This is a genomic window from Streptomyces sp. NPDC005374, from assembly GCF_042872225.1.
Lineage (GTDB): Bacteria > Actinomycetota > Actinomycetes > Streptomycetales > Streptomycetaceae > Streptomyces.
Genome location: NZ_JBIAKA010000002.1, coordinates 598,235 through 621,627, shown reverse-complemented (window position 1 = coordinate 621,627; position 23,393 = coordinate 598,235). Strand labels below are relative to the sequence as shown.

23 protein-coding genes are annotated in these 23,393 nt (G+C 70.5%); 14 read left to right on the top strand and 9 right to left on the bottom strand.

Annotated elements, in window-relative coordinates; translation table 11 throughout:
- Positions 1 to 9 precede the first annotated feature (9 nt).
- Complete coding sequence (locus ACFYRX_RS08330; protein WP_389097527.1) at positions 10 to 561, top strand: TetR/AcrR family transcriptional regulator; 552 nt, start codon at positions 10 to 12, stop codon at positions 559 to 561.
- A gap of 43 nt (positions 562 to 604) precedes the next feature.
- On the opposite strand, the gene dmpG is transcribed toward ACFYRX_RS08330, so the two are convergent.
- From dmpG to ACFYRX_RS08315, 3 genes are read right to left on the bottom strand one after another with little or no spacing between them, the layout of a single operon-like run.
- Positions 605 to 1,615 (bottom strand): 4-hydroxy-2-oxovalerate aldolase, encoded by a 1,011-nt coding sequence (gene dmpG, locus ACFYRX_RS08325; protein WP_389097526.1) that lies wholly within the window; start codon positions 1,613 to 1,615, stop codon positions 605 to 607.
- Positions 1,612 to 2,550, bottom strand: a complete 939-nt coding sequence (locus ACFYRX_RS08320) for an acetaldehyde dehydrogenase (acetylating) (RefSeq protein ID WP_389097525.1) — start codon at positions 2,548 to 2,550, stop codon at positions 1,612 to 1,614. The genes dmpG and ACFYRX_RS08320 overlap by 4 nt, the downstream gene beginning before the upstream one ends.
- A complete protein-coding gene (locus tag ACFYRX_RS08315; protein ID WP_389097524.1) occupies positions 2,547 to 3,368 on the bottom strand; it encodes a 2-keto-4-pentenoate hydratase in 822 nt (273 codons plus the stop codon). The genes ACFYRX_RS08320 and ACFYRX_RS08315 overlap by 4 nt, the downstream gene beginning before the upstream one ends.
- Before the next feature lie 162 nt (positions 3,369 to 3,530).
- On the opposite strand from ACFYRX_RS08315, the gene ACFYRX_RS08310 reads away from it, so the two are divergent.
- Positions 3,531 to 5,144 carry an FAD-binding protein gene (locus ACFYRX_RS08310; RefSeq protein WP_389097523.1) on the top strand — a complete coding sequence of 538 codons (1,614 nt, stop codon included), beginning with the start codon at positions 3,531 to 3,533 and terminating at the stop codon, positions 5,142 to 5,144.
- Positions 5,145 to 5,260: 116 nt separating this feature from the next.
- Positions 5,261 to 6,094 carry an IclR family transcriptional regulator gene (locus ACFYRX_RS08305; protein WP_389097522.1) on the top strand — a complete coding sequence of 278 codons (834 nt, stop codon included), beginning with the start codon at positions 5,261 to 5,263 and terminating at the stop codon, positions 6,092 to 6,094.
- A gap of 47 nt (positions 6,095 to 6,141) precedes the next feature.
- Here ACFYRX_RS08305 and ACFYRX_RS08300 read toward each other — a convergent pair whose 3' ends face one another.
- The 3 genes from ACFYRX_RS08300 to ACFYRX_RS08290 form a co-directional block, all read right to left on the bottom strand.
- Positions 6,142 to 6,897: an SDR family NAD(P)-dependent oxidoreductase gene (locus tag ACFYRX_RS08300; protein WP_389097521.1), complete on the bottom strand. Its 756-nt coding sequence runs from the start codon at positions 6,895 to 6,897 to the stop codon at positions 6,142 to 6,144.
- Positions 6,898 to 7,033: 136 nt separating this feature from the next.
- Positions 7,034 to 7,792: an SDR family NAD(P)-dependent oxidoreductase gene (locus ACFYRX_RS08295; protein WP_389097520.1), complete on the bottom strand. Its 759-nt coding sequence runs from the start codon at positions 7,790 to 7,792 to the stop codon at positions 7,034 to 7,036.
- The gene (locus ACFYRX_RS08290) at positions 7,789 to 9,327 is read right to left on the bottom strand and encodes a long-chain fatty acid--CoA ligase (RefSeq protein ID WP_389097519.1); all 1,539 of its coding nucleotides are present in this window, start codon (positions 9,325 to 9,327) and stop codon (positions 7,789 to 7,791) included. The genes ACFYRX_RS08295 and ACFYRX_RS08290 overlap by 4 nt, the downstream gene beginning before the upstream one ends.
- Before the next feature lie 143 nt (positions 9,328 to 9,470).
- On the opposite strand from ACFYRX_RS08290, the gene ACFYRX_RS08285 reads away from it, so the two are divergent.
- The 3 genes from ACFYRX_RS08285 to ACFYRX_RS08275 all read left to right on the top strand — a co-directional run bounded on the left by ACFYRX_RS08285 (position 9,471) and on the right by ACFYRX_RS08275 (position 12,615).
- On the top strand, positions 9,471 to 10,289 hold the full coding sequence (locus ACFYRX_RS08285; RefSeq protein ID WP_389097518.1) for an enoyl-CoA hydratase/isomerase family protein: 819 nt from the start codon (positions 9,471 to 9,473) through the stop codon (positions 10,287 to 10,289).
- 111 nt (positions 10,290 to 10,400) lie between these two features.
- Positions 10,401 to 11,459 carry a 2,3-butanediol dehydrogenase gene (locus tag ACFYRX_RS08280; RefSeq protein WP_389097517.1) on the top strand — a complete coding sequence of 353 codons (1,059 nt, stop codon included), beginning with the start codon at positions 10,401 to 10,403 and terminating at the stop codon, positions 11,457 to 11,459.
- Position 11,460: 1 nt separating this feature from the next.
- Positions 11,461 to 12,615 (top strand): acyl-CoA dehydrogenase family protein, encoded by a 1,155-nt coding sequence (locus tag ACFYRX_RS08275; RefSeq protein ID WP_389097516.1) that lies wholly within the window; start codon positions 11,461 to 11,463, stop codon positions 12,613 to 12,615.
- 41 nt (positions 12,616 to 12,656) lie between these two features.
- Here ACFYRX_RS08275 and ACFYRX_RS08270 read toward each other — a convergent pair whose 3' ends face one another.
- Positions 12,657 to 13,364, bottom strand: a complete 708-nt coding sequence (locus ACFYRX_RS08270; RefSeq protein ID WP_389097515.1) for a TetR/AcrR family transcriptional regulator — start codon at positions 13,362 to 13,364, stop codon at positions 12,657 to 12,659.
- A gap of 195 nt (positions 13,365 to 13,559) precedes the next feature.
- On the opposite strand from ACFYRX_RS08270, the gene ACFYRX_RS08265 reads away from it, so the two are divergent.
- Positions 13,560 to 15,563, top strand: a complete 2,004-nt coding sequence (locus ACFYRX_RS08265; protein WP_389097514.1) for a pyruvate dehydrogenase complex E1 component subunit beta — start codon at positions 13,560 to 13,562, stop codon at positions 15,561 to 15,563.
- 54 nt (positions 15,564 to 15,617) lie between these two features.
- On the opposite strand, the gene ACFYRX_RS08260 is transcribed toward ACFYRX_RS08265, so the two are convergent.
- Positions 15,618 to 16,664 (bottom strand): cyclase family protein, encoded by a 1,047-nt coding sequence (locus ACFYRX_RS08260; RefSeq protein WP_389097513.1) that lies wholly within the window; start codon positions 16,662 to 16,664, stop codon positions 15,618 to 15,620.
- A gap of 134 nt (positions 16,665 to 16,798) precedes the next feature.
- Here ACFYRX_RS08260 and ACFYRX_RS08255 point away from each other — a divergent pair, with 134 nt between their 5' ends.
- On the top strand, positions 16,799 to 17,194 hold the full coding sequence (locus tag ACFYRX_RS08255) for a nuclear transport factor 2 family protein (RefSeq protein ID WP_389097512.1): 396 nt from the start codon (positions 16,799 to 16,801) through the stop codon (positions 17,192 to 17,194).
- Positions 17,195 to 17,220: 26 nt separating this feature from the next.
- Positions 17,221 to 17,619, top strand: coding sequence for a nuclear transport factor 2 family protein (locus ACFYRX_RS08250; protein WP_389097511.1), 399 nt, complete (start codon positions 17,221 to 17,223; stop codon positions 17,617 to 17,619).
- 72 nt (positions 17,620 to 17,691) lie between these two features.
- On the opposite strand, the gene ACFYRX_RS08245 is transcribed toward ACFYRX_RS08250, so the two are convergent.
- On the bottom strand, positions 17,692 to 19,314 hold the full coding sequence (locus ACFYRX_RS08245; protein WP_389097510.1) for a flavin-containing monooxygenase: 1,623 nt from the start codon (positions 19,312 to 19,314) through the stop codon (positions 17,692 to 17,694).
- Positions 19,315 to 19,495: 181 nt separating this feature from the next.
- On the opposite strand from ACFYRX_RS08245, the gene ACFYRX_RS08240 reads away from it, so the two are divergent.
- Genes ACFYRX_RS08240 through ACFYRX_RS08220 form a run of 5 tightly spaced genes read left to right on the top strand, consistent with a single transcriptional unit; the run spans position 19,496 to position 23,352 of the window.
- On the top strand, positions 19,496 to 19,897 hold the full coding sequence (locus ACFYRX_RS08240) for a carboxymuconolactone decarboxylase family protein (protein WP_389097509.1): 402 nt from the start codon (positions 19,496 to 19,498) through the stop codon (positions 19,895 to 19,897).
- A 26-nt stretch (positions 19,898 to 19,923) separates the two neighbouring features.
- Positions 19,924 to 20,664, top strand: coding sequence for an SDR family NAD(P)-dependent oxidoreductase (locus ACFYRX_RS08235; protein ID WP_389097508.1), 741 nt, complete (start codon positions 19,924 to 19,926; stop codon positions 20,662 to 20,664).
- On the top strand, positions 20,661 to 21,848 hold the full coding sequence (locus ACFYRX_RS08230; protein ID WP_389097507.1) for an NAD(P)/FAD-dependent oxidoreductase: 1,188 nt from the start codon (positions 20,661 to 20,663) through the stop codon (positions 21,846 to 21,848). Before ACFYRX_RS08235 ends, ACFYRX_RS08230 begins: the two co-directional genes overlap by 4 nt.
- A 17-nt stretch (positions 21,849 to 21,865) precedes the next feature.
- A complete protein-coding gene (locus tag ACFYRX_RS08225; protein ID WP_389097506.1) occupies positions 21,866 to 22,060 on the top strand; it encodes a ferredoxin in 195 nt (64 codons plus the stop codon).
- Positions 22,061 to 22,116: 56 nt separating this feature from the next.
- Positions 22,117 to 23,352: a cytochrome P450 gene (locus ACFYRX_RS08220; protein ID WP_389097505.1), complete on the top strand. Its 1,236-nt coding sequence runs from the start codon at positions 22,117 to 22,119 to the stop codon at positions 23,350 to 23,352.
- Positions 23,353 to 23,393: the final 41 nt, after the last annotated feature.

Sequence of the window (23,393 nt, the reverse complement as noted above, 5' to 3'; positions counted from 1 at the left end):
GCCCGCAGGGTGGCCATCCTCCGCGCCGCCGGCGAACTCGCCGCACGTGAGGGCCTCGCCGGCGTGCAGATGCTGGACGTGTCGAAGGAAGCGGGCGTCGCGATCGCCACGCTGTACCGCTACTTCCCGTCCAAGACGCACCTGTTCACCGCGGTCCTCGAATGGCACATCGAGATGTTCCTGGAGGGCCACCGCGACACCACCGTCCCGCCGGCCGACCGGGTCACGGAGATCGCCGAGACACTCATCGCGCTCACCGTGAAGCTCCTGGACAACCCACTGCTCGCCTCGGCCGTCGCCCTGTCGTCCTTCACCGAGTACGCGAGCGCGGCCCCGACCCGCTACGACATCGCCGGCAGCCACCTCGGGCGGACCATGCTCGGGCTGCTCGGCATCGACGAACCCGGTGAGGACGACCGCAGTACGGTACGGCTGCTCATCTACTGCTGGTGGGGCCTGTTCGTGGCGGCCCAGACCGAGGAGATCTCCGTCCAGCGGGTGGAGGCGGACCTGCGGATGGCCGTACGGCTGATCCTCGCGCCGTACGCGGAGCAGCGCTGAGAAAGGGCCTCCCGGAGTTCCGGGAGGCCCTGTGCGCGGTCCGTCAGGCGGACGCTGCCGTCAGGTCGAGCGCGATGTCCACGATCATGTCCTCCTGCCCGCCGACCAGCCCGCGCCTGCCGACCTCCAGAAGGATGGTGCGCGCGTCGAGCCCGTACTGCCTGGCCGCCGCCTCCGCGTGGCGCAGGAAGCTGGAGTAGGCGCCCGCGAAGCCCAGCGTGAGGGTTTCCCGGTCGACCCGCACCGGGCGGTCCTGGAGTGGGCGGACCAGGTCGTCGGCGGCGTCCTGCAGGGCGAACACGTCGCAGCCGTGCTCCCAGCCGTTCAGGGTCGCCACCGCGATGAACGGCTCGATCGGACAGTTGCCCGCGCCCGCTCCCTGCCCGGCAAGCGAGGCGTCCACCCGTGTCACGCCCTCCTCCACGGCGACCACCGAGTTGGCCACCGACAGGGAGAGGTTCTCGTGTGCGTGGATGCCGATCTCGGTCGCCGGGTCGAGGACCTCCTGGTAGGCGCGGACCCGGTCACGGACCCCGTCCATGGTGAGCCGGCCCCCGGAGTCGGTGACGTACACGCAGTGCGCGCCGTAGGACTCCATCAGCTTCGCCTGCTCGGCCAGCTTCCCGGGCGGGGCCATGTGGCTCATCATCAGGAACCCCGAGACGTCCATGCCCAACTCCCGCGCGGTGGCGATGTGCTGGGCCGAGACGTCCGCCTCGGTGCAGTGCGTGGCGATGCGCACCGACCGCACCCCGAGCGCGAAGGCCCGCTTCAGCTCGGCGATGGTGCCGATCCCGGGCAGCAGCAGAGACGTCAGCACCGCCCGGTCGATGGCGTCGGCGGCCGCCTCGATCCACTCCCAGTCGGTGTTGCTGCCCGGCCCGTAGGCGAGACTGCCGCCGGTCAGCCCATCGCCGTGGGCGACCTCGATGGCGTCCACACCGGCCCGGTCGAGAGCGGCCGCGATCCTGGACACGAACTCCGGGGTGATCCGGTGCCGGACGGCGTGCATGCCGTCCCGCAGCGTCACGTCCTGTACGTACAGCTCGGTCATCGGGTCACCTCGGAGTGGGTCGCGACGCGTTCGGCGACCCGCAGGGCGGCCGAGGTCATGATGTCCAGGTTGCCGGCGTAGGCGGGCAGGTAGTGCGCGGCGCCCTCGACCTCGAGGAAGACGGCGACCTTCGTGGTCACCGGAGGAGCGCCGTCGGGCAGCAGGGTGTGGACGGGCTCGTCGGGGGCGATCGGCGTGAACTGCACCCGCTGCTTGAGCCGGTAGCCGGGCACGTACTCGGCCACGGCGGCGACCATCTCCTCGACGGACGTCCGCACCGCCTCCTGGTCGGCGTCCCCGATCAGGCAGAACACCGTGTCCCGCATGATCAGCGGCGGCTCGGCCGGATTGAGCACGATGATCGCCTTGCCGCGCCCCGCGCCCCCGACCTGCTCGATCGCGGCGGCCGTGGTCTCCGTGAACTCGTCGATGTTGGCCCGGGTGCCGGGCCCCGCCGACTTCGAGGAGATGGAGGCGACGATCTCGGCGTAGGGCACCGGCGTGACCCGGCTGACGGCGTGCACGATCGGGATGGTGGCCTGGCCGCCGCAGGTGACCAGGTTCAGGTTGTCGCTGTTCAGATGCTCGTCCAGGTTCACGGGCGGCACGACGTAGGGTCCGATCGCCGCCGGAGTCAGGTCCACCAGGCGCTTGCCGTACGGCGACAGCCGCTTGGCGTTCTCGATGTGCGCCTTCGCCGACGTGGCGTCGAAGACGATGGCGATGTCGTCGAAGCCCTCCATCCGGATCAGCCCGTCCACGCCCTCGTGCGTCACGGGCACCTTCAGCCGCGCGGCACGGGCCAGCCCGTCCGAGTCCGGGTCGATGCCCACCATCGCGGCCATCTCCAGCGTGTCGGACAGCCGCAGGATCTTGATCATCAGGTCGGTTCCGATGTTGCCGGAACCGATCACGGCCACTTTCGTCTTCGTCATCCCTCGGAATCCTTCGGTGAGAACGTTGCGGTGACCGGACCGAGGCCGGCGATCTCGGCCCGTACGGTGGTTCCGGGCGGCGTCGGGACCAGCGGCCCGAGGGCTCCGGAGAGCACGACCTGCCCGGCGCGCAGCGGGTCGCCGAACTCCCGCGCGGTACGCGCCAGCCACAGCAGCGCCAGCAGCGGATCGCCCAGACAGGCCGACCCGTCGCCCTCGGACGCGAGCACGCCGTCGGCGTACAGGCGCATGGTCACCTCCCGCGGCTCGAACTCCGTGAGCGCGACCCGTTGCGGGCCCAGGACGAACATGCCGCTGGACGCGTTGTCGGCGACCGTGTCGGTGATCGCGATGTCCCAGTCGGCCACCCTGCTGTCCACGATCTCCAGCGCGGCCACGGCATGTCCGACGGCCCCACGGACCCGCTCCACGTCGAGGTCGGCGGGGTCCTCGGCGTCGAGATCCGCGGCGAGGACGAACGCGATCTCCGCCTCGGCCCTCGGCTGGAGCAGCCGCTCGCTGGGCAGTGCCGGAAGTCCGGTGGCGTCCATGTCGTCGAGCAGCACCCCGAAGTCGGGCCGGTCCACGCCCACTTGGCGCTGCACCGCCGCCGAGGTCAGACCGATCTTGCGGCCTACGACCCGTGCCCCGCGCGCGATCCGGTCGTCGACGATCCGCCGCTGGACGGCGTAGGCGAGCCCGATGTCGGTCGGGCCGAGGAGGTCCCGCACAGGTGCGCAGGGCCGCCGCTCCCGGGCGGCCCCGACGAGTCGTCCGGCCGCTTCGGCCACGGCTCTCTCACGGTTCGCGACGGTCATCGAAGCCCCTACGTCTGTCATCCGCATCCTCAACTCGTGGTGATCCCAGCGTGGGTGGTCGCGCCTGATCACAGCCATGCGGCGTTCCGCTCACCGGGACTCGGCGACCGGCGCCCCACGACCGTGCTGGGACCGTCTGGGCACCACCGGAGGAGGTCAAGGATGACCAACAACACCAACGGCCCCGACAACGAGGACAGTTACGACGTCATCGTCGTCGGATCGGGCGGCGGCCTGGTCGGGGCCTATGTGGCGGCGTCGCGCGGACTGCGCACGCTCGTCATCGAGAAGACCGGCGCGGTGGGCGGCACGGTCGCCTACTCCGGGGCCGGCCTGTGGTTCCCCGGCTCCGCACCCCTGGCGAGGGCGGGCATCGAGGACGACGTCGAGAACGCGCGGACCTATCTGCGCGAGGTCGTCGCCGACAGCGCGCGGGAGAAGCGCCAGGACGCCTACCTGGACGCCGGCCGGCGCCTGATCGACGAGCTCGAACAGAACCCCTGGTTCCAGTCGTTCGTGCACGGGCCCGTCCCCGACTACTACGCGGACAGCCCCGGCAGCACACCGACGGGACGGACCGTCTTCCCGCCGCCCCTGCCGGTCGCCGAACTGGGAGAGCGCTTCGACCTGGTCCGCCGCTCCCTTCCCACCGAGCGGTGGGGCTTCGACGAGGGCCCCGTCGTCAGCGGCGGCCGCGCGCTGATCGGGCGGGCACTGGCGGCGTTCCTGGAGACCGGCAACGGCACGCTCCGGATCAACACCGCGCTGGACGGCCTCGTCGTCGAGGACGGCAGAGTCGTCGGCGTGGACGCCGTCAGTGACGGCGAACCCGTCCGCTTCCGCGCCGAGCGAGGCGTACTCCTCGCGGCCGGCGGGTTCGAGCGCGACCGTGAACTGCGCGAGCGGCACCAGCACTTGACCGGTGAGTGGTCCAACGGCGCCCCGGCCAACACCGGCGACGCGCTGAAGGCGGGTGTCGCCATCGGCGCTGACACCGAACTCCTCGACGAGGCCTGGTTCGTGCCGGGGCTCGTCCGGCCGGACGGACTCCCGGTCTTCCACACCGGCACCCGCGGCGGGATCTGGGTCAACGGCGCGGGCGAACGCTTCGTCAACGAGACCCGCCCCTACGACCAGGCGGGCCACGAGATCGTCCGCCTCCACGCGAGCACCGGTGTGCGGCACATCCCCTGCCACTGGGTCTTCGACCAGCGGCAGTTCGACCGGGACGGCATCGGCTTCCCGGGCGCCGAACCGGCGCCCGCCGAGTGGCTGGAGTCCGGTGCGCTCAAGAAGGCCGACACCCTGGAGGAGCTGGCACGGCTGATCGACGTACCGTTCGACGCGCTGGACCGGACCGTCAAGGAGTTCAACGGCTACGCGCACACCGGCGTCGACGAGAGGTTCCGTCGCGGTGAGACACCGTGGGACCAGATGTTCCAGCACATCGTGCCGTTCCCGGCCGACCCGAGGCAGAACTTCGAGGCCACGGCCGTGCCCGGCTTCCCGAGCCAGCTGCTCCTGCCGATCGACACCGCGCCCTTCTACGCGGCGACCGTCGTCCCGTCGGACATCGGCACCAAGGGCGGGCTGAGGACCGACGAACACGCCAGGGTGCTGCGCCCGGACGGCCGGCCCATCGAGGGGCTGTACGCGGCCGGGAACACCGCGGCGGCGATGTCGGGGCGGGTGTACCCCGGCGCGGGCACACCGATCGGGTCCAGCCTCGCCTTCGGGTATCTCGCGGTGCTCGACATCGTCGGGGAGGCGGGCTGACACGCGCCCCCAACAATCCCGTGGTGCACGCCTCTTGGACTGCGGGCGGAGGGTTGGTACGTTGGCGCAGGCGCCAAACTGAAATAGATTTCAGTTTTAGCAGAGAGGCACCGACGATGACGTCTGCCCTTCGCCTTGATCCGCGAACCGAGGCCGAACGGCACGCGCTCCCGCCGTCGATGATGGAGCGCGTGACGTTGATCATGGATCTCTTCGAGTGTCCACAGACCCGACTGACGCTCGAGACGGTCTCCCGCCGTACCGGGCTGCCACGCTCGACGACCCACCGCATACTCGACCAGCTGGTCCGGCTCGACTGGCTGCATCACACCCTGACCGGCTATCTGCTCGGACCCCGCGCTCTCGGTCTCGGCGGACGGGAGATCGGCCACAGCACCCTGCGGGCCGCCGCCGCACCCCAACTGCTCGAACTGGCCGTCCGCACCAGGATGGTGGTGCATCTCGCCGTCCTCGACGGCCCCGAGATCTACTACCTCGACAAGGTGGGGGGCCGGGCCGCGGTCGACATCCCCTCCCGGGTCGGCGGCCGGGAGGTCGCGCACTGCACCGGACTGGGCAAGGCGATGCTCGCCTGGCTGAGCCCCGAGGAGATCGACGACCGCTACGCCCGGGCGATGGAGCGCCGCACCCCGCACAGCATCGGGCACCTCGACATCCTGCACCGCGAACTGGGCGCCGTACGCCGCCGTAACGGCCTGGCCGTGGACCGCGGCGAGTGCTTCCCGGACATCGCCTGTGTCGGCCTCGCGATCCGTGGCCCGGACGGGCCGGTGGCCGCGATCTCGGCGGTGGGCGAGGGCGGTTCGGCCGTGGAGCGCATCGCACCACTGGTCGTGAACGCCGTACGGTCGGTGACCGACGAACTCTTCGGCACGGCCCAGCCGTACCACCGGGAGCTGCCGGAGCCGCTCCGGTTCGCGCGGGCCTGATCCGGCCTTTCGGTACGACCCGTACGGCCGGCTCGACCCCACCCGGGTCACACCGCCGACCAGCCGTTGTCGACGGGCAGGACATGCCCGTTGATGTGGCGGGCGTCGTCGGAGGCGAGGAAGAGCATGGCCGCGGCCTGCTCGTGCGGACCCGCGGTCTCGCCGGACAGCCCGAGGTAGGGGGACAGGACCGTGGGGCCGTGGGCTCCCGGGTCCGCGTCGGCCGGCATACCGGTCGCCGTGGCGACGGCGTTGGCCCGGATGCCGTGCCAGCGGTACATCACGGCCAGGGACTTCACCAGACCGCGGATGCCGTGCTCGGCGGCGGTACGGGCCGCCCCCGCAGCCCCGCCCCGGACACCCGCCTCCGACGCGGAGAAGACGATCGCGCCCCGCTCCTCGGCCAGCATATGCGGCAGCACGGCACGCGTCAGCAGGAACGGCGCGGTCAGGTTCACCTCCAGGACGCGCCGCCACTCGGCGTCGTCGGTGTCCGCGAGGGCCGACATCCGGTCCGTGATCCCGGCGGTGTGCACCAGGACGCCCACCCCGCCGAAGAAGCCCACCGCGGTGGCGACCACCTCGTCGACCACATGCTGCTCGCTGAGATCACCGACGACCGCGCGGGCCGCGCCTCCCGCGTACTCGATCGTTCGCAGCACCTGCCCGACGGCTTCCTTGCTCCGGTCGGCGAGCACCACCCGGGCGCCCTCACCCGCGAACTGAAGCGCGGCGGCCCGGCCGACGCCCGACCCCGCTCCGGTGACGATCACGCCGCGTCCCTCGAAATCGCTGCCGTACATGGTGTGTCGCACTCCTGGAAGTTGGTCTCGACGGTGGGGGATGCGAGATCAACTCTTGTGGAACCGGCGGCCGGCGACGAGGGAGCGCGGTCCCGGACCCGGGGTGTAGTGCGCTACACCCCGGGTCCGGGATCGTTCACCGGGCCGTCCAGCCCCCGTCCACCGTGAGCGTCGTGCCGGTGACGAACCGGGACGCGTCCGAGGCGAGGAACACCGCGGCCCCGCCCAGTTCCCCGGCGTCGCCCACCCGGCCCAGGGGAGTGGCGGCCACGATCCGTTCGCCCCAGCGGCTGTCCAGGAGACCGGAGCTGAGGTCGGTGTGGAAGTAGCCGGGCGCGAGGGAGTTGACCCGTACCCCGCGATCGGCCCACTCCACCGCGAGGGCCCGGGTCAGCGCCTCGACCCCGCCCTTGCTCGCGGCGTACGCGGCGATCCGCTCGAAGCCGGTGCTGGCGTGCACGGACGACACGTTGACGATCGATCCAGAACGCTGCTCCAGCATCACCTTGCCGGCCTCGCGGCAGCAGTAGAACGTGCCCTGCAGGTTGACGTCCATGACCTGCTGCCAGTCCCGGTCGCTGACCTTCTCGCTGCGGGTGAAGTGCGGGCTGATCCCGGCGCAGTTGACGACCGCGTCCAGCCGGCCCGTCCACTGGGTGATCCGCTCGACCATGTCCCGCACGGCGTCGGAGTCGGCGATCGAACCGGGCACGACCAGCACCTTGCCGCCGTCCCCGGCGAGTTCGGTCTCAAGCCGCTCCAGGTCCGGCGCGGTGCGCGCGGTCACCGCGACGGTGGCGCCCGCCTGGGCGAGGGCGACGGCGATCGCCCGCCCGAGCCCCTTCCCCGCGCCCGTCACCCACACCGTCTTCCGGTCCAGCCGCAGGTCGCTCATGAGCCCTCCTCGACGGGAAGATCACGCAGGGTCCGCTTGAGGACCTTGCCCGAAGGCGTACGGGGCAGCTCGTCGACGAAGTCGAAGCGGGCGGGCACCTTGAACCTGGCGAGCCGGGCCCGGCAGAACTCCCGCAGCTCCTCCGCCCCGGCGTCCGTCCCGGCCCGCAACACGACGAAGGCGCGCGGCACTTCACCCCAACGGGGGTGGGTGAGGCCCACGACCGCGGCCTCCAGTACCGCGGGATGCTCGTACAGCACCCGCTCGACCTCGGGGGTCGCGATGTTCTCGCCGCCCGAGACGATCATGTCCTTCTTGCGGTCGTCGATGTAGAGAAACCCCTCCTCGTCGACATGACCGATGTCCCCGGTGTGGAACCAGCCGTCCCTCAGGGCGGCGGCGGTGGCCTTCTCGTCCCGCCAGTACCCCGCGAAGACCTTCGGGCCGCGCAGGGTGATCTCGCCGAGCTCTCCTGCCGGGACCTCCTCGCCGGTGTCGTCGACGATCCGCACGCGCGTGTGCGGCACGGGCCGTCCGACCGAGCCCAGCTTGGTCAGCGCGTGCTCACGGTCGAGGAAGGTGTCGCCGGAGACGGTCTCGGTCAGCCCGTAGGCGTCGGCGAACCAGGCGTTCGGGAACGCGGTCATGATCCGCCGCAGTACCGGCTCGGGGGTCTTCTCGCCGCCGCCCAGGACGAACCGCACCGACGTGGTGTCGTAGGTGTCGCGATCCGGGACCTCCAGCACGGCGTTCACCATCGCGGGCGCCAGCCACGCGTTGGTGACACGGTGCTCCTCGATCGAGGCCAGGGCGCCGACCGGGTCGAACTTCCGCTGCAGGACCACGCGTCCGCCCGTGTACAGCACGCCCAGGGCCGGCATGTCGAGACCGCCCACGTGATACAGCGGGCCGCAGACCAGCGTGGTGTCCGCCGACGTGAGCCCGAAGTGGACGATGTGCGCCAGGTTCTTCGCCTGCACGTTGCCGTAGGTGATGCACACGCCCTTGGGGCGTGCCGTGGTGCCGGACGTGTACATCAGCCGCTGGAGGTCCTCGGGCCCGACCTCGACGGGCTCCACCCGGGCGCCCTCGTACCGGGCGAGCAGTTCCTCGTAACCGGTCCACGGCTCGCTTACAGCCTCGTCGCCGACCTGGACGCGGTGCGCCAGCTCCGGCAGGTTCGCGGCCATCCGGTCCGCCGCGCGCAGGAACTCCGGTTCCGTCACGAGGACCTTCGCCCGCGCGTGCCCCAGGATGTACTGCCATTCCTCCTCGGACAGCCGGTAGTTCAGCGGCAGGAATACCGCGCCGAGCCGGCCCGCCGCGTACACCAGTTCCAGAAATTCCGGCTGGTTGTACAGCAGCAGGCCGACGACGTCTCCGCGCCGGACCCCGAGGCCGGCCAGTCCCGCTGCCAGCCGGTTCACCCGTTCATGCAGCTCGCGCACGGTCAGGTGCTGCTTTTCCTGTACCACCACCACGGCCTCGGGGCGTTGGGACAGGTGGTAATCGAGGATGCTCGCGAAATTGTGCACGGCAACTCTCTCGGCTCGGCGGTCAGGAATGTCCCGACCGGTCGGTTGCTCGCTCCCAAGATTTAGTGTACCTCTTGGTCTATAAAACCTGTCCGCACTCTACGACGACGCGCGTCGAGCGACAACCCGTCCGGCAATCGGCGATGCCGCTCCCCGCAGACGAGGAGGGCCCCGTGCCACGTATCCGCCTCGACACCGACGGACCCGTCGTCACGGTCCGTCTGGACAACCCGCCGATGAACGCGTTCGACGACCGCCAGCGGGACGAACTCGCCGCGCGCACGCGTGAGCTGGCGGACGCCCGGGGCGTGCGTGCCGTGGTGCTCCACGGAGGGGAACGGCTCTTCGCCGCCGGTGCGGACATCAAGGCGCTGTCCGCGATGGGGCCCGAGGAGGTACGGGGCTGGAACCGCGCACTGCAGCGGACCTTCGAGGAGATCGCCCGGCTCCCCATGCCGGTCGTCGCCGCGGTCACCGGGTACGCGCTCGGCGGGGGCATGGAGCTGGCCCTCGCCGCCGACTACCGGGTGGCCGCCGACAACGCGATCCTCGGCCAGCCCGAGGTGCAGCTCGGGATCATGCCCGGCTCGGGCGGCACCCAGCGGCTCGTCCGGCTGATCGGACCGTCACGGGCGAAGAACCTGCTGATGACCGGCCGCCGGGTGGGCGCCGAGGAGGCGCTGCGACTGGGTCTGGTCGACGAGGTGGTCCCCGCGGACGCGGTCCTCGACGCCGCGCTCGCCTATGCCCACCGCCTGGCCGAGGGCCCACCTGCCGCCCTGGAGGCCATCAAGGAGGCGGTGGACCACGGCGCCGACACCAGCCTCTCCACCGGCCTTGCCCTCGAACGCTCCCTCTTCGCAGGGGTGTTCGCCACAGAGCACGCAACCCAGGGCATCAACTCCTTCTTGCAGCACGGCCCGGGCAAGGCAAGTTTTGCGGGCCCCGAAGGGGCCTCGTAGGGGCCTCGTAGGGGCGCGGGGAACTGCGCGACAAGCCACGAAGCAGCCGCACTCGACAGACAACACAACGTGGCAATCACGAAGGTCGTTAGACATGAAAGGGGCGGACAGATGAAGGCACTGCGCTGGCACGGCGCGAGGGACCTGCGGCTGGAGGAACTCCCCGACCCGCCCGAGCCCGGGCCGCACGAGGCCGTCATCGACGTGGCCTGGTGCGGAATCTGCGGCACGGACCTCCACGAGTACCTCGAAGGCCCCCACATGATCCGCGAGGGCCCGCACCCCCTCACCGGAGCCAGTCCACCCCTCGCCCTTGGCCACGAACTCAGCGGCACGGTCCTCGCGTTGGGGGCGCAGGTGCCCGGCATCGCGGTCGGCGACCGCGTCACCGCCGACCCGGTGTGGCGCTGCGGTGTCTGCTACTGGTGCGTGCGCGGCGAGTACCACATCTGCCCGAAGAGCGGCTCGGTCGGTCTCGCCTCCTCCGGCGCGTTCGCCGACCGGGTCACCGTCCCGATCGCCGGACTCACCAAGCTGCCCGACAACGTCTCCGACGAGATGGCGGCCGTCGCCGAACCCCTCGCCGTCGGCCTGCACGCCGTCACACGCGGGGGAGTGCGGCCCGGCGACAACGTCCTGGTCGTCGGCGGCGGCCCCATCGGCTTCGCCGTGGTCCTCGCGGCGAAACTGGCGGGCGCAGCCGGGCTCTATGTGAGCGAGCCGCTGAAGGAACGCCGGGAACGGCTCCTCGAGCTCGGCGTCACCGAGGCCCTCGACCCGCGCGAGACCGACGTACGCCGCGAGCTGTTCCTGAGGACCGGCCGCATCGGCCCGGACGTGGTCATCGACGCGACCGGAGTACCCGGACTGGCCGGACAGGCCGTCGCCACGGTCCGCCGTGGCGGCCGGGTCGTCCTCGCCGGGGTCGGCCACGGCAAGGTCGAGTTCGACATGGGCCAGCTCGTCTTCTACGAGCGCGCCGTGCTGGGCACGCTCGGCTACCACCACGACATCCCCCGCGTGATCGACCTCATGAGCACCGGACGCCTGGACGCCGCACCTCTGATCACCGGACGTTTCGCGCTCGCGGAGGGAGCCGGGGTCTTCGCGGACCTGGCCGCCGACCGGGCCCGCCACCTCAAGGTTCTGCTGACCCCGAAGGGACTGTGACATGGATTTCGACCTGCCGGAGGAAACCCGGGACCTCCAGGACATGGTCCGCGAGTTCGCGGCCAAGGAGATCACCCCCCACGCGGCCGAATGGTCCGAGAACGAGCACTTCCCGACGCACGTCTTCACCAAGCTCGGCGAGCTGGGCCTGATGGGCATGCTCGTGCCCGAGGAGTACGGCGGCGCGGGCTCCGACACCGTCTCCTACGTGGCCGTGATGGAGGAACTCGGCGCCGCCGACCAGTCGGTCGCCTCCTCCTGGAACGCGCACTCGACCATCGCCACCCTTCCCCTCCTCGCCTACGGAACCGAGGCGCAGAAGCAGCGCTGGCTGGCCCCGCTGGCCCGCGGCGAGGCCATAGGCGCCTTCGGCCTCACCGAACCCGATGCCGGCTCCGACGCCGCCGGCATCGCCACCACCGCCCGCCGCGCGGACGGCGGCTGGGTGCTGAACGGCACGAAGATGTTCATCACCAACGCGGGCACCGACATCAGCCAGGGCGTCACCCTGCTCGCCACCACCGGCAAGGGGACCGACGGACGCAAGGGGTACGCGACCTTCTACGTCCCCACCGGCACCCCTGGCTACAGCTGTGGCCCCAAGCTGAAGAAGCTCGGCTGGCACGCCATGGACACCCGGGAACTGGTCTTCGCCGACTGCTGGATCCCGGAGGACCACCTGGTCGGCGACGAGGGGGGCGGGCTGCGCCAGTTCCTCGCGGTACTGGACACGGGCCGCATCAGTGTCGCCGCACTGGGCCTGTCGCTGGCCAAGGCCGCCCTCGCGCTGGCCCTCAAGCACGCCAAGGAACGCCACCAGTTCGGGCGCCCGCTCTCCGACTTCCAGGCCGTCTCCCACAAGCTCGCCGACATCGGCACCCAGGTCGAGGCCGCCCGCTGGATGGTCTACCGGGCGGCCTGGCTCGCCGACCGGGGGCGTCCGCACAGCACGGAGGCGGCCATGGCCAAGCTGTACACCTCCGAGGTCGCCAACCGCGCCGCCTCCGAGGCGGTCCAGATCCACGGCGGCTACGGCTATGTGCGCGAGTCGGAGATCTCCCGGTTCTACGCCGACGCGAAGATCCTGGAGATCGGCGAGGGCACCAACGAGATCCAGCGCAACGTCATCGCGAGGGCGCTGGTGAAGGGCGTATGACGAGCGTCCCGCGGTGCGCCGGAGCGCACCGCGGGCCCGCTTCAGCGGCCGACCGCGGCCGGCTCCCAGACGGCCTCGGGGTCCAGCGGGAGTTCCGGCCGGTCGCGCTTGAACGCGGCGGCCCGCTCCTCGGTGTCCTTGAGGGAGTCGTCGCTCGCGCCGAACCCGCGGAACAGCGTCACGCAGTACTCACGGGACAGATACGCCGGATCCCAGCGACCGCCCGGCTTCACCCACTGGTAGGTGTGGTTGTGCAGGTTGAGGAACTGCAGGGTCGCCAGGCGCGGCTCCGCCACGCGGAAGCTGCTCTGCCCGGCCGCGTCTATGAGCAGCCCGGTGATCAGGCGCTCGAACTCCGAGCGCTGGTCCAGCAGGGTCTGCAGCTCCGGTCCGGTGAGGCTGCGGTAGTCGTGCTCGTAGACCCAGATGTGGTCGAGCCGGTGGAAGATGATCGTCAGCAGCGACTCGGACATCAGCCGCAGCCTGACCAGCGGATCCACGTCGAGCTCGGCGATCTGGCGGGCCCGGGACAGCAGCGGGCTCATCACCCGCCCCTGGATCTCGATCAGCAGGTTCTCCTTGGAACCGATGTAGTAGTACAGCGCTCCCTTGGCGAGCCCCACCGCACGGCCCAGGTCGTTGACGGAGGTCGCCGCGTAACCCTGGCGGGCGAACAGTTCGGCGGCCGTGTCGATGATCTTCTGGCGGCGGACCTCGAAGTCCGGCCCATGACCAGGCGGTCGTGGCATCGCATCTCTCCCCTGACGGGACGACGGGTCGAACCGACCGCATCCCGGGCCCGAAACGGGCGCCGCAGGGGCGCTTCGGGGGGACAGCGGGTCCCGGGACGTCGTCACTCTAGTTTGCTAGACCAGACGGTACATTAATAGACGGACGCAGACGGCGCGGGGCGCGCCATCTGCGCGAGCATTGCGAGGACGCGCATGACCCAGGCACCGCAGTTCACTGACGCGAGCGTCGCGACGCGGTCCGCGCACGCGGACCAACTCCTGGAAATGTACCGGCGGATGAGGCGCATCCGCCGCTTCGAGGAGCGGGCGTCCGAGCTGTACAAGGCGACGGAGATCCCGGGCTTCCTGCATCTGTCGATCGGCCAGGAGGCCACCGCCGTAGGCGCCTGCTGGCCCCTCGGCGAACGCGACGGCATCACCTCCACCCACCGGGGCCACGGCCACGTCCTCGCCAAGGGTCTGGACTCCGCGTCGATGATGGCCGAGCTGATGGGCAAGGAGGCGGGCACCAACCACGGCCGCGGCGGCTCCATGCACATCGCCGACCCCCGCCTCGGGATCTACGGCGCCAACGGCATCGTCGGCGCGGGTCTGCCCATCGCCACCGGGGTCGCCACCGCCGCCAAGCTGCGTGCGGCGGGAGACGTCGTCGTGGCCTTCTTCGGCGACGGAGCGGTCGCCCAGGGCATGTTCCACGAGGCCGTCAACCTGGCCGCCGTCTGGGACCTGCCCGTCGTCTTCCTCTGCGAGAACAACCACTACTCCGAGTTCTCGCCCGCCTCCGAGCAGCACCGCGCCCCGCTCTCCGCCCGCGCCGCCGGATACGGCATCGGCTACGCCCACGTCGACGGCAACGACGTCCTGGCCGTCGCCGGAATGCTCACCGACGTGGTGGAACGGCTGCGCCAGGGCGGCGGCCCGGTCCTTGTGGAGGCCGAGACCTACCGCTGGCACGGCCACTACGAGGGCGACCCCGAGCGCTACCGCAGCGCCGAGGAGGTGACCGCCGCCAAGGAACGCGACCCGCTCCTCGTCGCCCGCCGGCACCTTTCCGTGGCCGGCGTCGACACCGCCCTCGTGGACGCCGTCGACGAGGAGATCGACAAGGAGATCGAGGCGGCGGTGCAGTGGGCCCGCACCCTGCCCGAGCCCGCCCCGGAGACCCTGTACGACTTCGTCTCGGCACCGCGCCCCGCCGTACCGGAACCCGCCCCGCCGTCCGGCGAGATCTTCCGCTCCATGGACGCCGTACGCCTCGCCCTGGAACACGAACTCACCGCGGACCCCTCGGTGTTCGTCGCCGGCATCGACGTCGGCGCGGGCGGCAACGTCTTCGGCCTCACCCGGGGCCTTGCCGAGGCCTTCCCGGGCCGGGTCAGGGACACCCCGATCAGCGAGAGCGCGATCCTCGGTACGGCGGTCGGGGCGGCCATGGCCGGGATGAAACCGGTCGTGGAGATCATGTACATGGACTTCATCGGCGTCTGCCTGGACATGCTGCTCAACCAGGCCGCCAAACTCCGCTTCATGACCGGCGGCCGGGCCTCGCTGCCCCTCGTGGTGCGCACCCAGTTCGGTGCCGGACGCTCCTCGGGCAGCCAGCACTCCCAGAGCCTGGAGGCCCTGCTCGCCCACATCCCGGGCCTGACCGTGGTGATGCCGTCCAACCCCGCCGACACCTACGGACTGCTGCGCGCCGCCATCCAGGACCCCAACCCGGTGATCTTCGTCGAGAACCGGCTCCAGTACGGCCTCAAGGGCCCCCGCCCGGCCGAGGACCACCTCGTCCCGCTGGGGAAGGCACGCGTGGTCCGCGAGGGCACGGACGTCACCCTCGTCTCCTGGTCGCGGATGGTCCAGGACTGCCTCGGTGCCGCCGAGACGCTGGCCGCCGAGGGCGTGAGCGTCGAGGTGATCGACCTGCGCACCATCACCCCGCTGGACCGCGAGACGGTACTCGGCTCCCTCGCGAAGACGAACCGGTTGGTCATCGCCCACGAGGCGGTCAAGGACTTCGGTGTCGGCGCCGAACTGGCCGCCCTCGCCGTCGACGAGGGGTTCTGGCACCTCGACGCGCCGGTGACGAGGGTGGCCCCGCCGCCCGTCCCGGCACCCTACGCGCCCTCGCTGGAGCGGCTGTGGCTGCCGTCCAAGGACACGATCGCCGAGACGGTACGGCGGATCGCGGCGGTCTGAGCCGTACGAGAAGGGGCCCCGGGTGATCCCGGGGCCCCTTTCTGGTGGAGCGGGTCAGACCGTGGCGACCGGCGTCAGCGGACTGCCCTGGGTGCCCGGCAGGTTCAGCGGGGGAGCGGTCAGCAGGAACCGGCTGCGGTTGTGCTCGCGCAGCCAGGCCGCCAGGTCGTGCAGGTACCACAGCTCGCCCATCGGGACGCCCAGCTTGAACAGGCACAGGTGGTGGAGCGGCAGCAGGGTGTGCGGGCCCTGGGCCTGGGTGACGCCCACACCCTCGATCGCGTAGTTGTCCGACGCGATCGCGGAGATCTGCGACTCGGCGATCCAGTCGAGCAGCGCCGGGTCGTCCGCGTCGAGGTAGGCGGCCGTCTGGTGGATGGCGACCGGGTCCGGGTTCTTGTTCCAGGCGAGGACCTGGGTGGCGAAGCCCGTGTGCAGCAGGAGGATGTCGCCCGGCTCGACCACGACCTCGTCCGCCGCCATGATCTCCTGGAGCCGAGCGAAGCTGACCGGCTGGTAGCCGGTGCCCAGGTGGTGGGCGATGTCGATCAGGACGCCGCGGCCCTGCACGCCGTGCTGCGCCATGTGCTCCAGGCCGAGGTGACGGGCGAAGCTCACACTGCCGCTGCCGTCGCCCTTGGCGTCCTCCTCCGGTCCGACGAGGTCGGTGCCGGGGCGGTATCCGTTGTAGTAGACCGGCTCCGCGACCCCGTCGCCGTCGGCGTCGAACTCGGCGCCCTGGTGGGCGAGTGCGTCCCACTGCGTCGAGTACTGCAACCAGAGGGTGACCACGTCGTCCGACCACACGTCGATGAGGTCGGGGGAGAAGTGCTCGCTCGCCCTGATGTTGTAGAAGACGTCCTGCTTGTGCTGGAGGTCCTCGGTGGGGCGCAGGATCGGCGGGTAGCGGCGCTGGTTGAGGGCCGTGCCCCCCGGATAGTCGAGCGGCAGACTCAGGCTGAACGTGACGCCGTGCTCGACCTCGCGCACCCCCTGGAGCACCTTCTCGGGGGTCAGCAGGTTGATGCGCCCCAGCTCGTCGTTCTCGCCGAAGTCGCCCCAGGTGGAGCCGGGCGGACGCTGCTTCCAACGCTTGGTCACGATGTTGCCTCCTCGTGCGACGGTCCTCGTTGACAGCCGTCAGTATGCTATTGAGATTGGACCGACCGGTCAACAAATCTCTTGTTTGATAATAGACTGAGTGGTCGAAAGACGCTTCGATCTTGGAGGACGAATTGAGCGAATCCACAGTGGCGTGGGTCGTGGCAGGGGTGCGCGCCGTGATCGGCACACACACCCAGGCCCAGGACGCCGGCCGTACGGACGAGATCGTCGAGCTGTACGCCCCCGACGCGGTGCTCGAACTGCCCGGCATGGACCCGGTCGAGGGCCACGACGCCCTGCGTGCGGCCTTCAAGTCCTGGGAGCCGACGCAGCCGCAGCTGCACCTGGTGACCAACACGGTCGTCACCGCCCGGGGCGACGACGAGGCGACCGCCACCAGCGACGTGGCCTTCCTCCAGCGTGGCGACTCGGGCTGGGCGGTGCAGCTCGTCGGGCACTACGACGACACCCTGCGCCTGCACGGGGGCAGCTGGCTGATCCAGCGCCGCAGCACCACCTTCCAGTAGCCGAACAGCCCACTTCGAGGAGTGAGATGAGCACATCGACCGAGGCGACGGCCGCCGCCGCCACGCAGGCCGCCATCGGCGCCTACGCGCAGGCCCTCGACACCGGACGCACCGACGACCTGGCCGAGCTGTTCTGGCCCGACGGTGTCGCCGAGATCGCCGGCATCGGCACCTTCGAGGGACAGGAGGCCATCCGCAAGGGGTACGAGGCCTTCGCGCCCACGCAGCCGCAACTGCACCTGGTGGCCAACACCGTGGTCACCGCGGTCACCGAGGACGAGGCGACCGCGGTCAGCGACCTGGCGTACTTCCAGCGCGGTGAGGCGGGTTGGGCGGTGCGGATGGTCGGCCGCTACGACGACACGCTGACCCGGCGGGACGGCGTCTGGCGGTTCCAGAAGAGGGTGACGACCTTCCAGCCGTAACGCCGTGCACACCGCGGGGCCCCGCCGGGATGATCGAGATTCCCGGCGGGGCCCCGCGGTAGTGGGACGGCTTCAGGCGTCCTTGTCGGCCGCCTTGGAGAAGCTGAACGTGTTGTACCCGTTCGCGCCGACCTCCTTGATGAGCTCCTGGAGCTTCCAGCGCCCGGTCGGGTTGAGCAGCTGCCGGACCGGCTTGCCGGGGATGTTGGCCCCGTAGAAGTAACTGCTCGTCAGGAACGAGGACTGGGCGGCGCTGTCGTTGACCAGGTCCGTCCATTCCTGCTCGGCTGCCGCGGTCACCTCGACGATGTCGTGGCCGTGGTCACGGGCGTGGACCAGCACGTCGGTGACGAAGTCGACCTGGTCGCCGGAGTAGCGCGGGTTGTTGCCGAGCGCGCCGTGCGGACCGCCGGGGAAGAAGAAGTTCGGGAAGCCGGCGACGGCGACCCCGAGGTAGGTGGACGGGCCGTCCTTCCAGTACTCCTTGAGCGGAAGTCCCGAACGCCCTTGCACGCCAAGCCGGTTGAGAGCACCGGTGCCGAAGTCGTAGCCGGTCGCCCAGATGATGACGTCGAACTCCCGCTCCCCGTCACTGGTTTCGACGCCGGACTCGGTGATGCGGGTGATCGGGGTCTCGTTGAGGTCGACGAGCTCGACGTTCGGCTTGTTGAAGGCCTCGAAGTAGCCGGTCACGAAGGGCGGACGACGGCCGCCGTAGCCGTGGTCCTTGGGGATCAGCTTCTCGGCGGTGTCCGGGTCCTTGACGATGCCACGGATCTTCCCGGCGATGAACTCGCACCACTCCTTGTTCACCGTCGGGTTGGTCGTCATGTCGTAGTAGTGCTCGGACAGCTTGGTGAACCCGGGCCCGTTCCACCGCTCCTCGAAGAACGCCTGCCGCTGCTCGGGGGAGTCGTCCAGGCCCGAGCGCATGGTGATCTGGTGCAGGAACCCGCTCACCGAGGTGTTGAGCGTGTCGCGGATCGACTCGAAACCCGCCTTCAGTTCCGTCTGCTCCTCGGGCGTGATCGGGGCGTTGTTCAGCGGTGTCGCCCAGTCGGCCACCTTCTGGAACACCGTCAGCCGGTCCACCTCGTCGGCGATGGCCGGGACGATCTGCACCCCGCTGGAGCCGGTGCCGATCTGCGCCACCCGCTTGCCCGTGAAGTCGACGGGCTCCTTCGGCCAGCGGCCGGTGTGGTGCTGGTCGCCGCGGAAGTCGGCGCGGCCGGGGATCTCCGGGATGAACGGCACGGACAGGATGCCGGTCGCCGCGATGACATGGCGAGCGCGGTGCTCGGTGCCGTCGTCCGTCGTCACGGTCCAGATGCCGGACCCCTCGTCGAAGACGGCCGAGGTCACCTTGGCGTCGAACACCATGTGGCGGCGCAGGTCGAAACGGTCGACGACGTGGTTGAAGTAGCGCTCGATCTCCGGCTGCCCGGCGAACCGCTCCGACCACTCCCACTCCTCCCACAGCTCCTTGGAGAACAGGTAGCCGTAGGTGTAGCTCTCGGAGTCGAAGCGGGCCTCGGGGTAGCGGTTCCAGTACCAGGTGCCGCCCACGCTGCTGCCGGCCTCGATCAGCCGCACCGAGAAACCGGCCTCGCGGGCCCGGTACAGCTGGTAGATGCCGGTGACGCCGGCTCCCACGACCAGGACGTCGACGTCCGACACCTTCGTCGATCCGTTCATCTGCCCTCCAATGTGACAGGGGCTGTGCTGCTCCCGCGATGATTCGTTCGACCGGTCGGTCGAATATTCAGTGAGAGTAGATGAGGCGATGGGCCCGATCAATAGGTATTGATTGTACCGACCGGTTGAACTAACTTTCGCTCAGGGCGATGGCCGCCTTCTCATGACGCAGGAGCCGTGTATGACCGACAAAGACGTCGAGGAGCCCGAAGCCGGGTCCGAACTGCGGGCCGCGGGCCTCAAGGCCCTGCGTGAGGTACTGCCAGGGGTGTTCCCCGAGGGCGACATCGACCTGCGGGACGGCAAGCTCGGCGAGGAGCTCGTCGAGATCGGCCTGACGACGGTCTTCGGCTCACTGTGGGCCCGGGAAGGGCTCAGCAAGCGCGACCGCAGCCTGGTCACCCTCGGCGTCCTCATCGCCCTCGGCGCCGAGTCCGAGCTGACCACCCACTTCCGGATCGCCAGGACCAACGGCCTGACCGAGGACGAGCTGGCCGAGGTCATCTACCACTCCGCCGGATACGCCGGCTACCCCCGAGCGACAGCCGCCCGCACGGCGGCCCGCGCAGCACTGGCCGGCTAGGGCCGCAGGGACACGAGGAGCACGCAATGTCACTCAAGGGAAAGGTCGCGGTCGTCACGGGCGGCGCCCGCGGCATCGGCCAGGGGATCGCGACCGTACTGGCGGCCAAGGGCGCCGCGGTCGCCGTCTGGGACCTGAACACCGAGGGCGCCGAGAAGACCGCCGCCACCATCAACGAGGCCGGCGGCCGGGCGATCGCAGTCGGCGGGGACGCCTCCGACGCCGCCGCCGTGGCCGTGGCCGCCGCACGGACCCGCGCCGAGCTCGGCCCGGTCACCATCCTCGTCAACAACGCGGGGACGACCGCCTACCAGCCGTTCACGGACATCGCCGAGGACGCCTGGGACCGCATGATGGCGATCAACCTCAAGGGGCCGTTCCTGGTCACCAAGGAGCTGGTGCCCGACATGCTCGCCGCCGGATGGGGCCGCATCGTCAACATCTCCTCCTCGTCCGCGCAGACCGGCGCCCCTGCCATGGCCCACTACGCGGCCTCCAAGGGCGGAGTCATCGGACTGACCCGGGCGCTGGCGGTCGAGTACATCGACAAGGGGATCACCGTCAACCACGTCCCGCCCGGCTTCATCGACACCCCGCTGGTGCGCCAGGGACCCGTCGACGTGGACGCCGTCGCGGTCACCATGCCGATGAAGCGGGCCGGCACCCCCGAGGACGTCGCCCACGCCGTGGCCTACCTGGCCTCCGAGGAGGCGAGCTACGTCACCGGCCAGACCCTGAGCACGAACGGCGGGCGCTACTTCGTATGAGCACGCAGAACATCCTGGTGGTGGGCGCCTCGGCGGCCGGACTCACCACGGTCGAGGCGCTACGGCGCAAGGGGTACACGGGAGCCGTCACGGTCCTCGGCGAGGAACCGCACGCCCCCTACGACCGCCCGCCGCTGTCCAAGCAGGTCCTCTCGGGCGACTGGGAGCCGGACCGGGCCACCCTGCGCACCCAGGACTTCCTGGCGGGACTGGACGCCGAGTTCGTCCTCGGGGACCGCGCGGTCGCCCTGGACGCGGCGACACGGACCGTACACACCCGTTCCGGACGTGAACTGCGGGCCGACGCGCTCGTCATCGCCACCGGCGTGCGGGCCCGGACACTGCCCGGCCACGACGGTCTGGCCGGCGTCCACGTCCTGCGCACCCTCGACGACTCGCTCGCCCTGAGGGCCGACCTGCTGTCCGCCTCGCGGCTCGTGGTCGTCGGCGAGGGCGTCCTCGGCTCCGAGATCGCCGCCACCGCCCGCAAGCTGGACCTGCACGTGACCCTCACGGGCCCGCTGGCCGCCCCGATGGCCCTCCAGGTCGGCCCACTGGTGTCCGGAGTCCTGGCCGAGCTGCACACCGACCAAGGTGTACGGCTCAGACTCGGCACCGGAGTCACCGGCCTGACCGGAGCGCGGGGCCGGGTCACCGGCGTGGAGCTCGCCACCGGCGAGGTGCTCCCGGCCGACGTGGTGGTCGTCGCGATCGGCGCCACCCCGGTGACCGACTGGCTCGTGGACAGCGGCCTCGAACTGGACAACGGCGTTGTCTGCGACGCGTGGTGCCGGGCGGCGGAAGGCATCTACGCCGTCGGCGACGTGGCCCGCTTCCACCACCGGCACCTCGGCCGACTGGTCCGCCTGGAGAACCGTACGAACGCCACCGAGCAGGCCATCGCCGTCGCCGCCAACATCCTCGGCGAGAAGCTGCCCTACCTGCCCGTGCCCTACTTCTGGACCGACCAGTACGACGCCCGGATCCAGGTCCACGGATTCCTCCCCGCCGACGCCGAAGTCGACGTCGTCGAGGGCGACTTGACGGCCCGCCGCTTCGTCGCCCGGTACCGCACGGACGGCAGGGTCACCGGTGTCCTCGGCTGGAACATGCCCAAGCAGACCCGTCTGCGCCGCCAGGAAGTTCTCGACGCCCTGCACAGCACCCCCGCCTCCACCCACTGAACGACCAGGAGAGACCCATGAAGGTTGTCGTCGACGAGGAGAAGTGCATCGCCGCCGGACAGTGCGTGTCCGCCGCCATGGACGTGTTCGACCAGCGCGACGAGGACGGCATCGTCGTCCTGCTCGAGGGGAGCCCGGGGCCGGAGCTGGCCGACGACGTGCGCAACGCCGCCGCGGTCTGCCCGGCGCTGGCGATCCGCATCGAGGAGTGACCCCCTTCCCCGCAGCACAGACAACGCCCCCCCACCCCGACGCCCGAGGAGAACCCATGGCCGAGGCAGACACCCAGCCGGCCCCCGAGGAGCTGTACTTCTACCAGGACGACAGGGACGCCAAGTGCCCCTTCGCCCCGCCGCCCGGACTGCGCGCCCTCAACGAGAAGGCCCCCGTCACCCGGGTCCGGATCTGGGACGGCAGCACCCCGTGGCTCGTCACGGGTCACGCCGCGCAGCGCGCGATCCTGTCCGACCCCCGGGTGAGCTCGAACGACAAGCTGTCCGGGTTCCCGTACCCGAACCAGGCCATGTCGGAGACCGCCCACGATCACCCGCTCACGATCTTCAACGCCGACGGCGCCGACCACACGCGGATCCGCCGCATGATGACCCGGCCCTTCACCCGCGCCCGCATGGAGGCGCTGCGTCCGAAGATCCAGCAGTTCACGGACGAGCTGATCGACAAGATGCTCGCCGGGCCCAAGCCCGTCGACCTGGTGCAGGCCCTGTCGCTGCCGCTGCCCTCCCTGATGATCTGCGCGCTGCTCGGTGTGCCGTACGAGGACCACGACTTCTTCCAGGAGCACTCCTCCTTCGCCACCCGCAGCGACAAGACAGCCGACGACGACCGGCGCGCGGGCGAGGCACTGGGCGGGTACCTGGCCAACCTGATCCAGAAGAAGACGACCGAACCCGCCGAGGACGTGCTCTCGGACTTCGCCGCACGGGTCAGGGACGGCGACCTCACGCTCCCCGAGGCCACCCTGCTCTCCATGATCATGCTGATCGCGGGCCACGAGACCAGCGCGAACATGATCACCCTGGGCACCGCGCTGCTGCTCGACAACCCCGAGCAGATGGCCAAGCTGCGCGAGATCGACGACACGAAGAACGCCGCCAACGCCGTCGACGAGATCCTGCGGTACATCACCGTCGCGACCTTCGGACAGCGCCGTATCGCCGCCGAGGACTTCGAGTTCGAGGGTGCGAGCATCAAGGCCGGGGACGGCATCGTCGTCCCGCTGCCGGCCGGCAACTGGGACCCGGAGGCGTTCCCGGAGCCGGAGAAGCTCGACATCGAACGCAAGGCCAGTCACCACCACGCCTTCGGCTGGGGCATCCACCAGTGCCTCGGCCAGCAGCTCGCCCGCATCGAGCTGCAGGTCGTCTACGGCACCCTCTACCGGCGCATCCCCACCCTGCGCCTGGCGGTCGACCGCGACGCCCTCGCCTTCCGCCCCGCCGACGCACTCGCCTTCGGGATCGGCGAGCTGCCCGTCACCTGGTAGGACCCTTCGGCCCAGGGCGACCGAGCCGCCCGACAACGTAC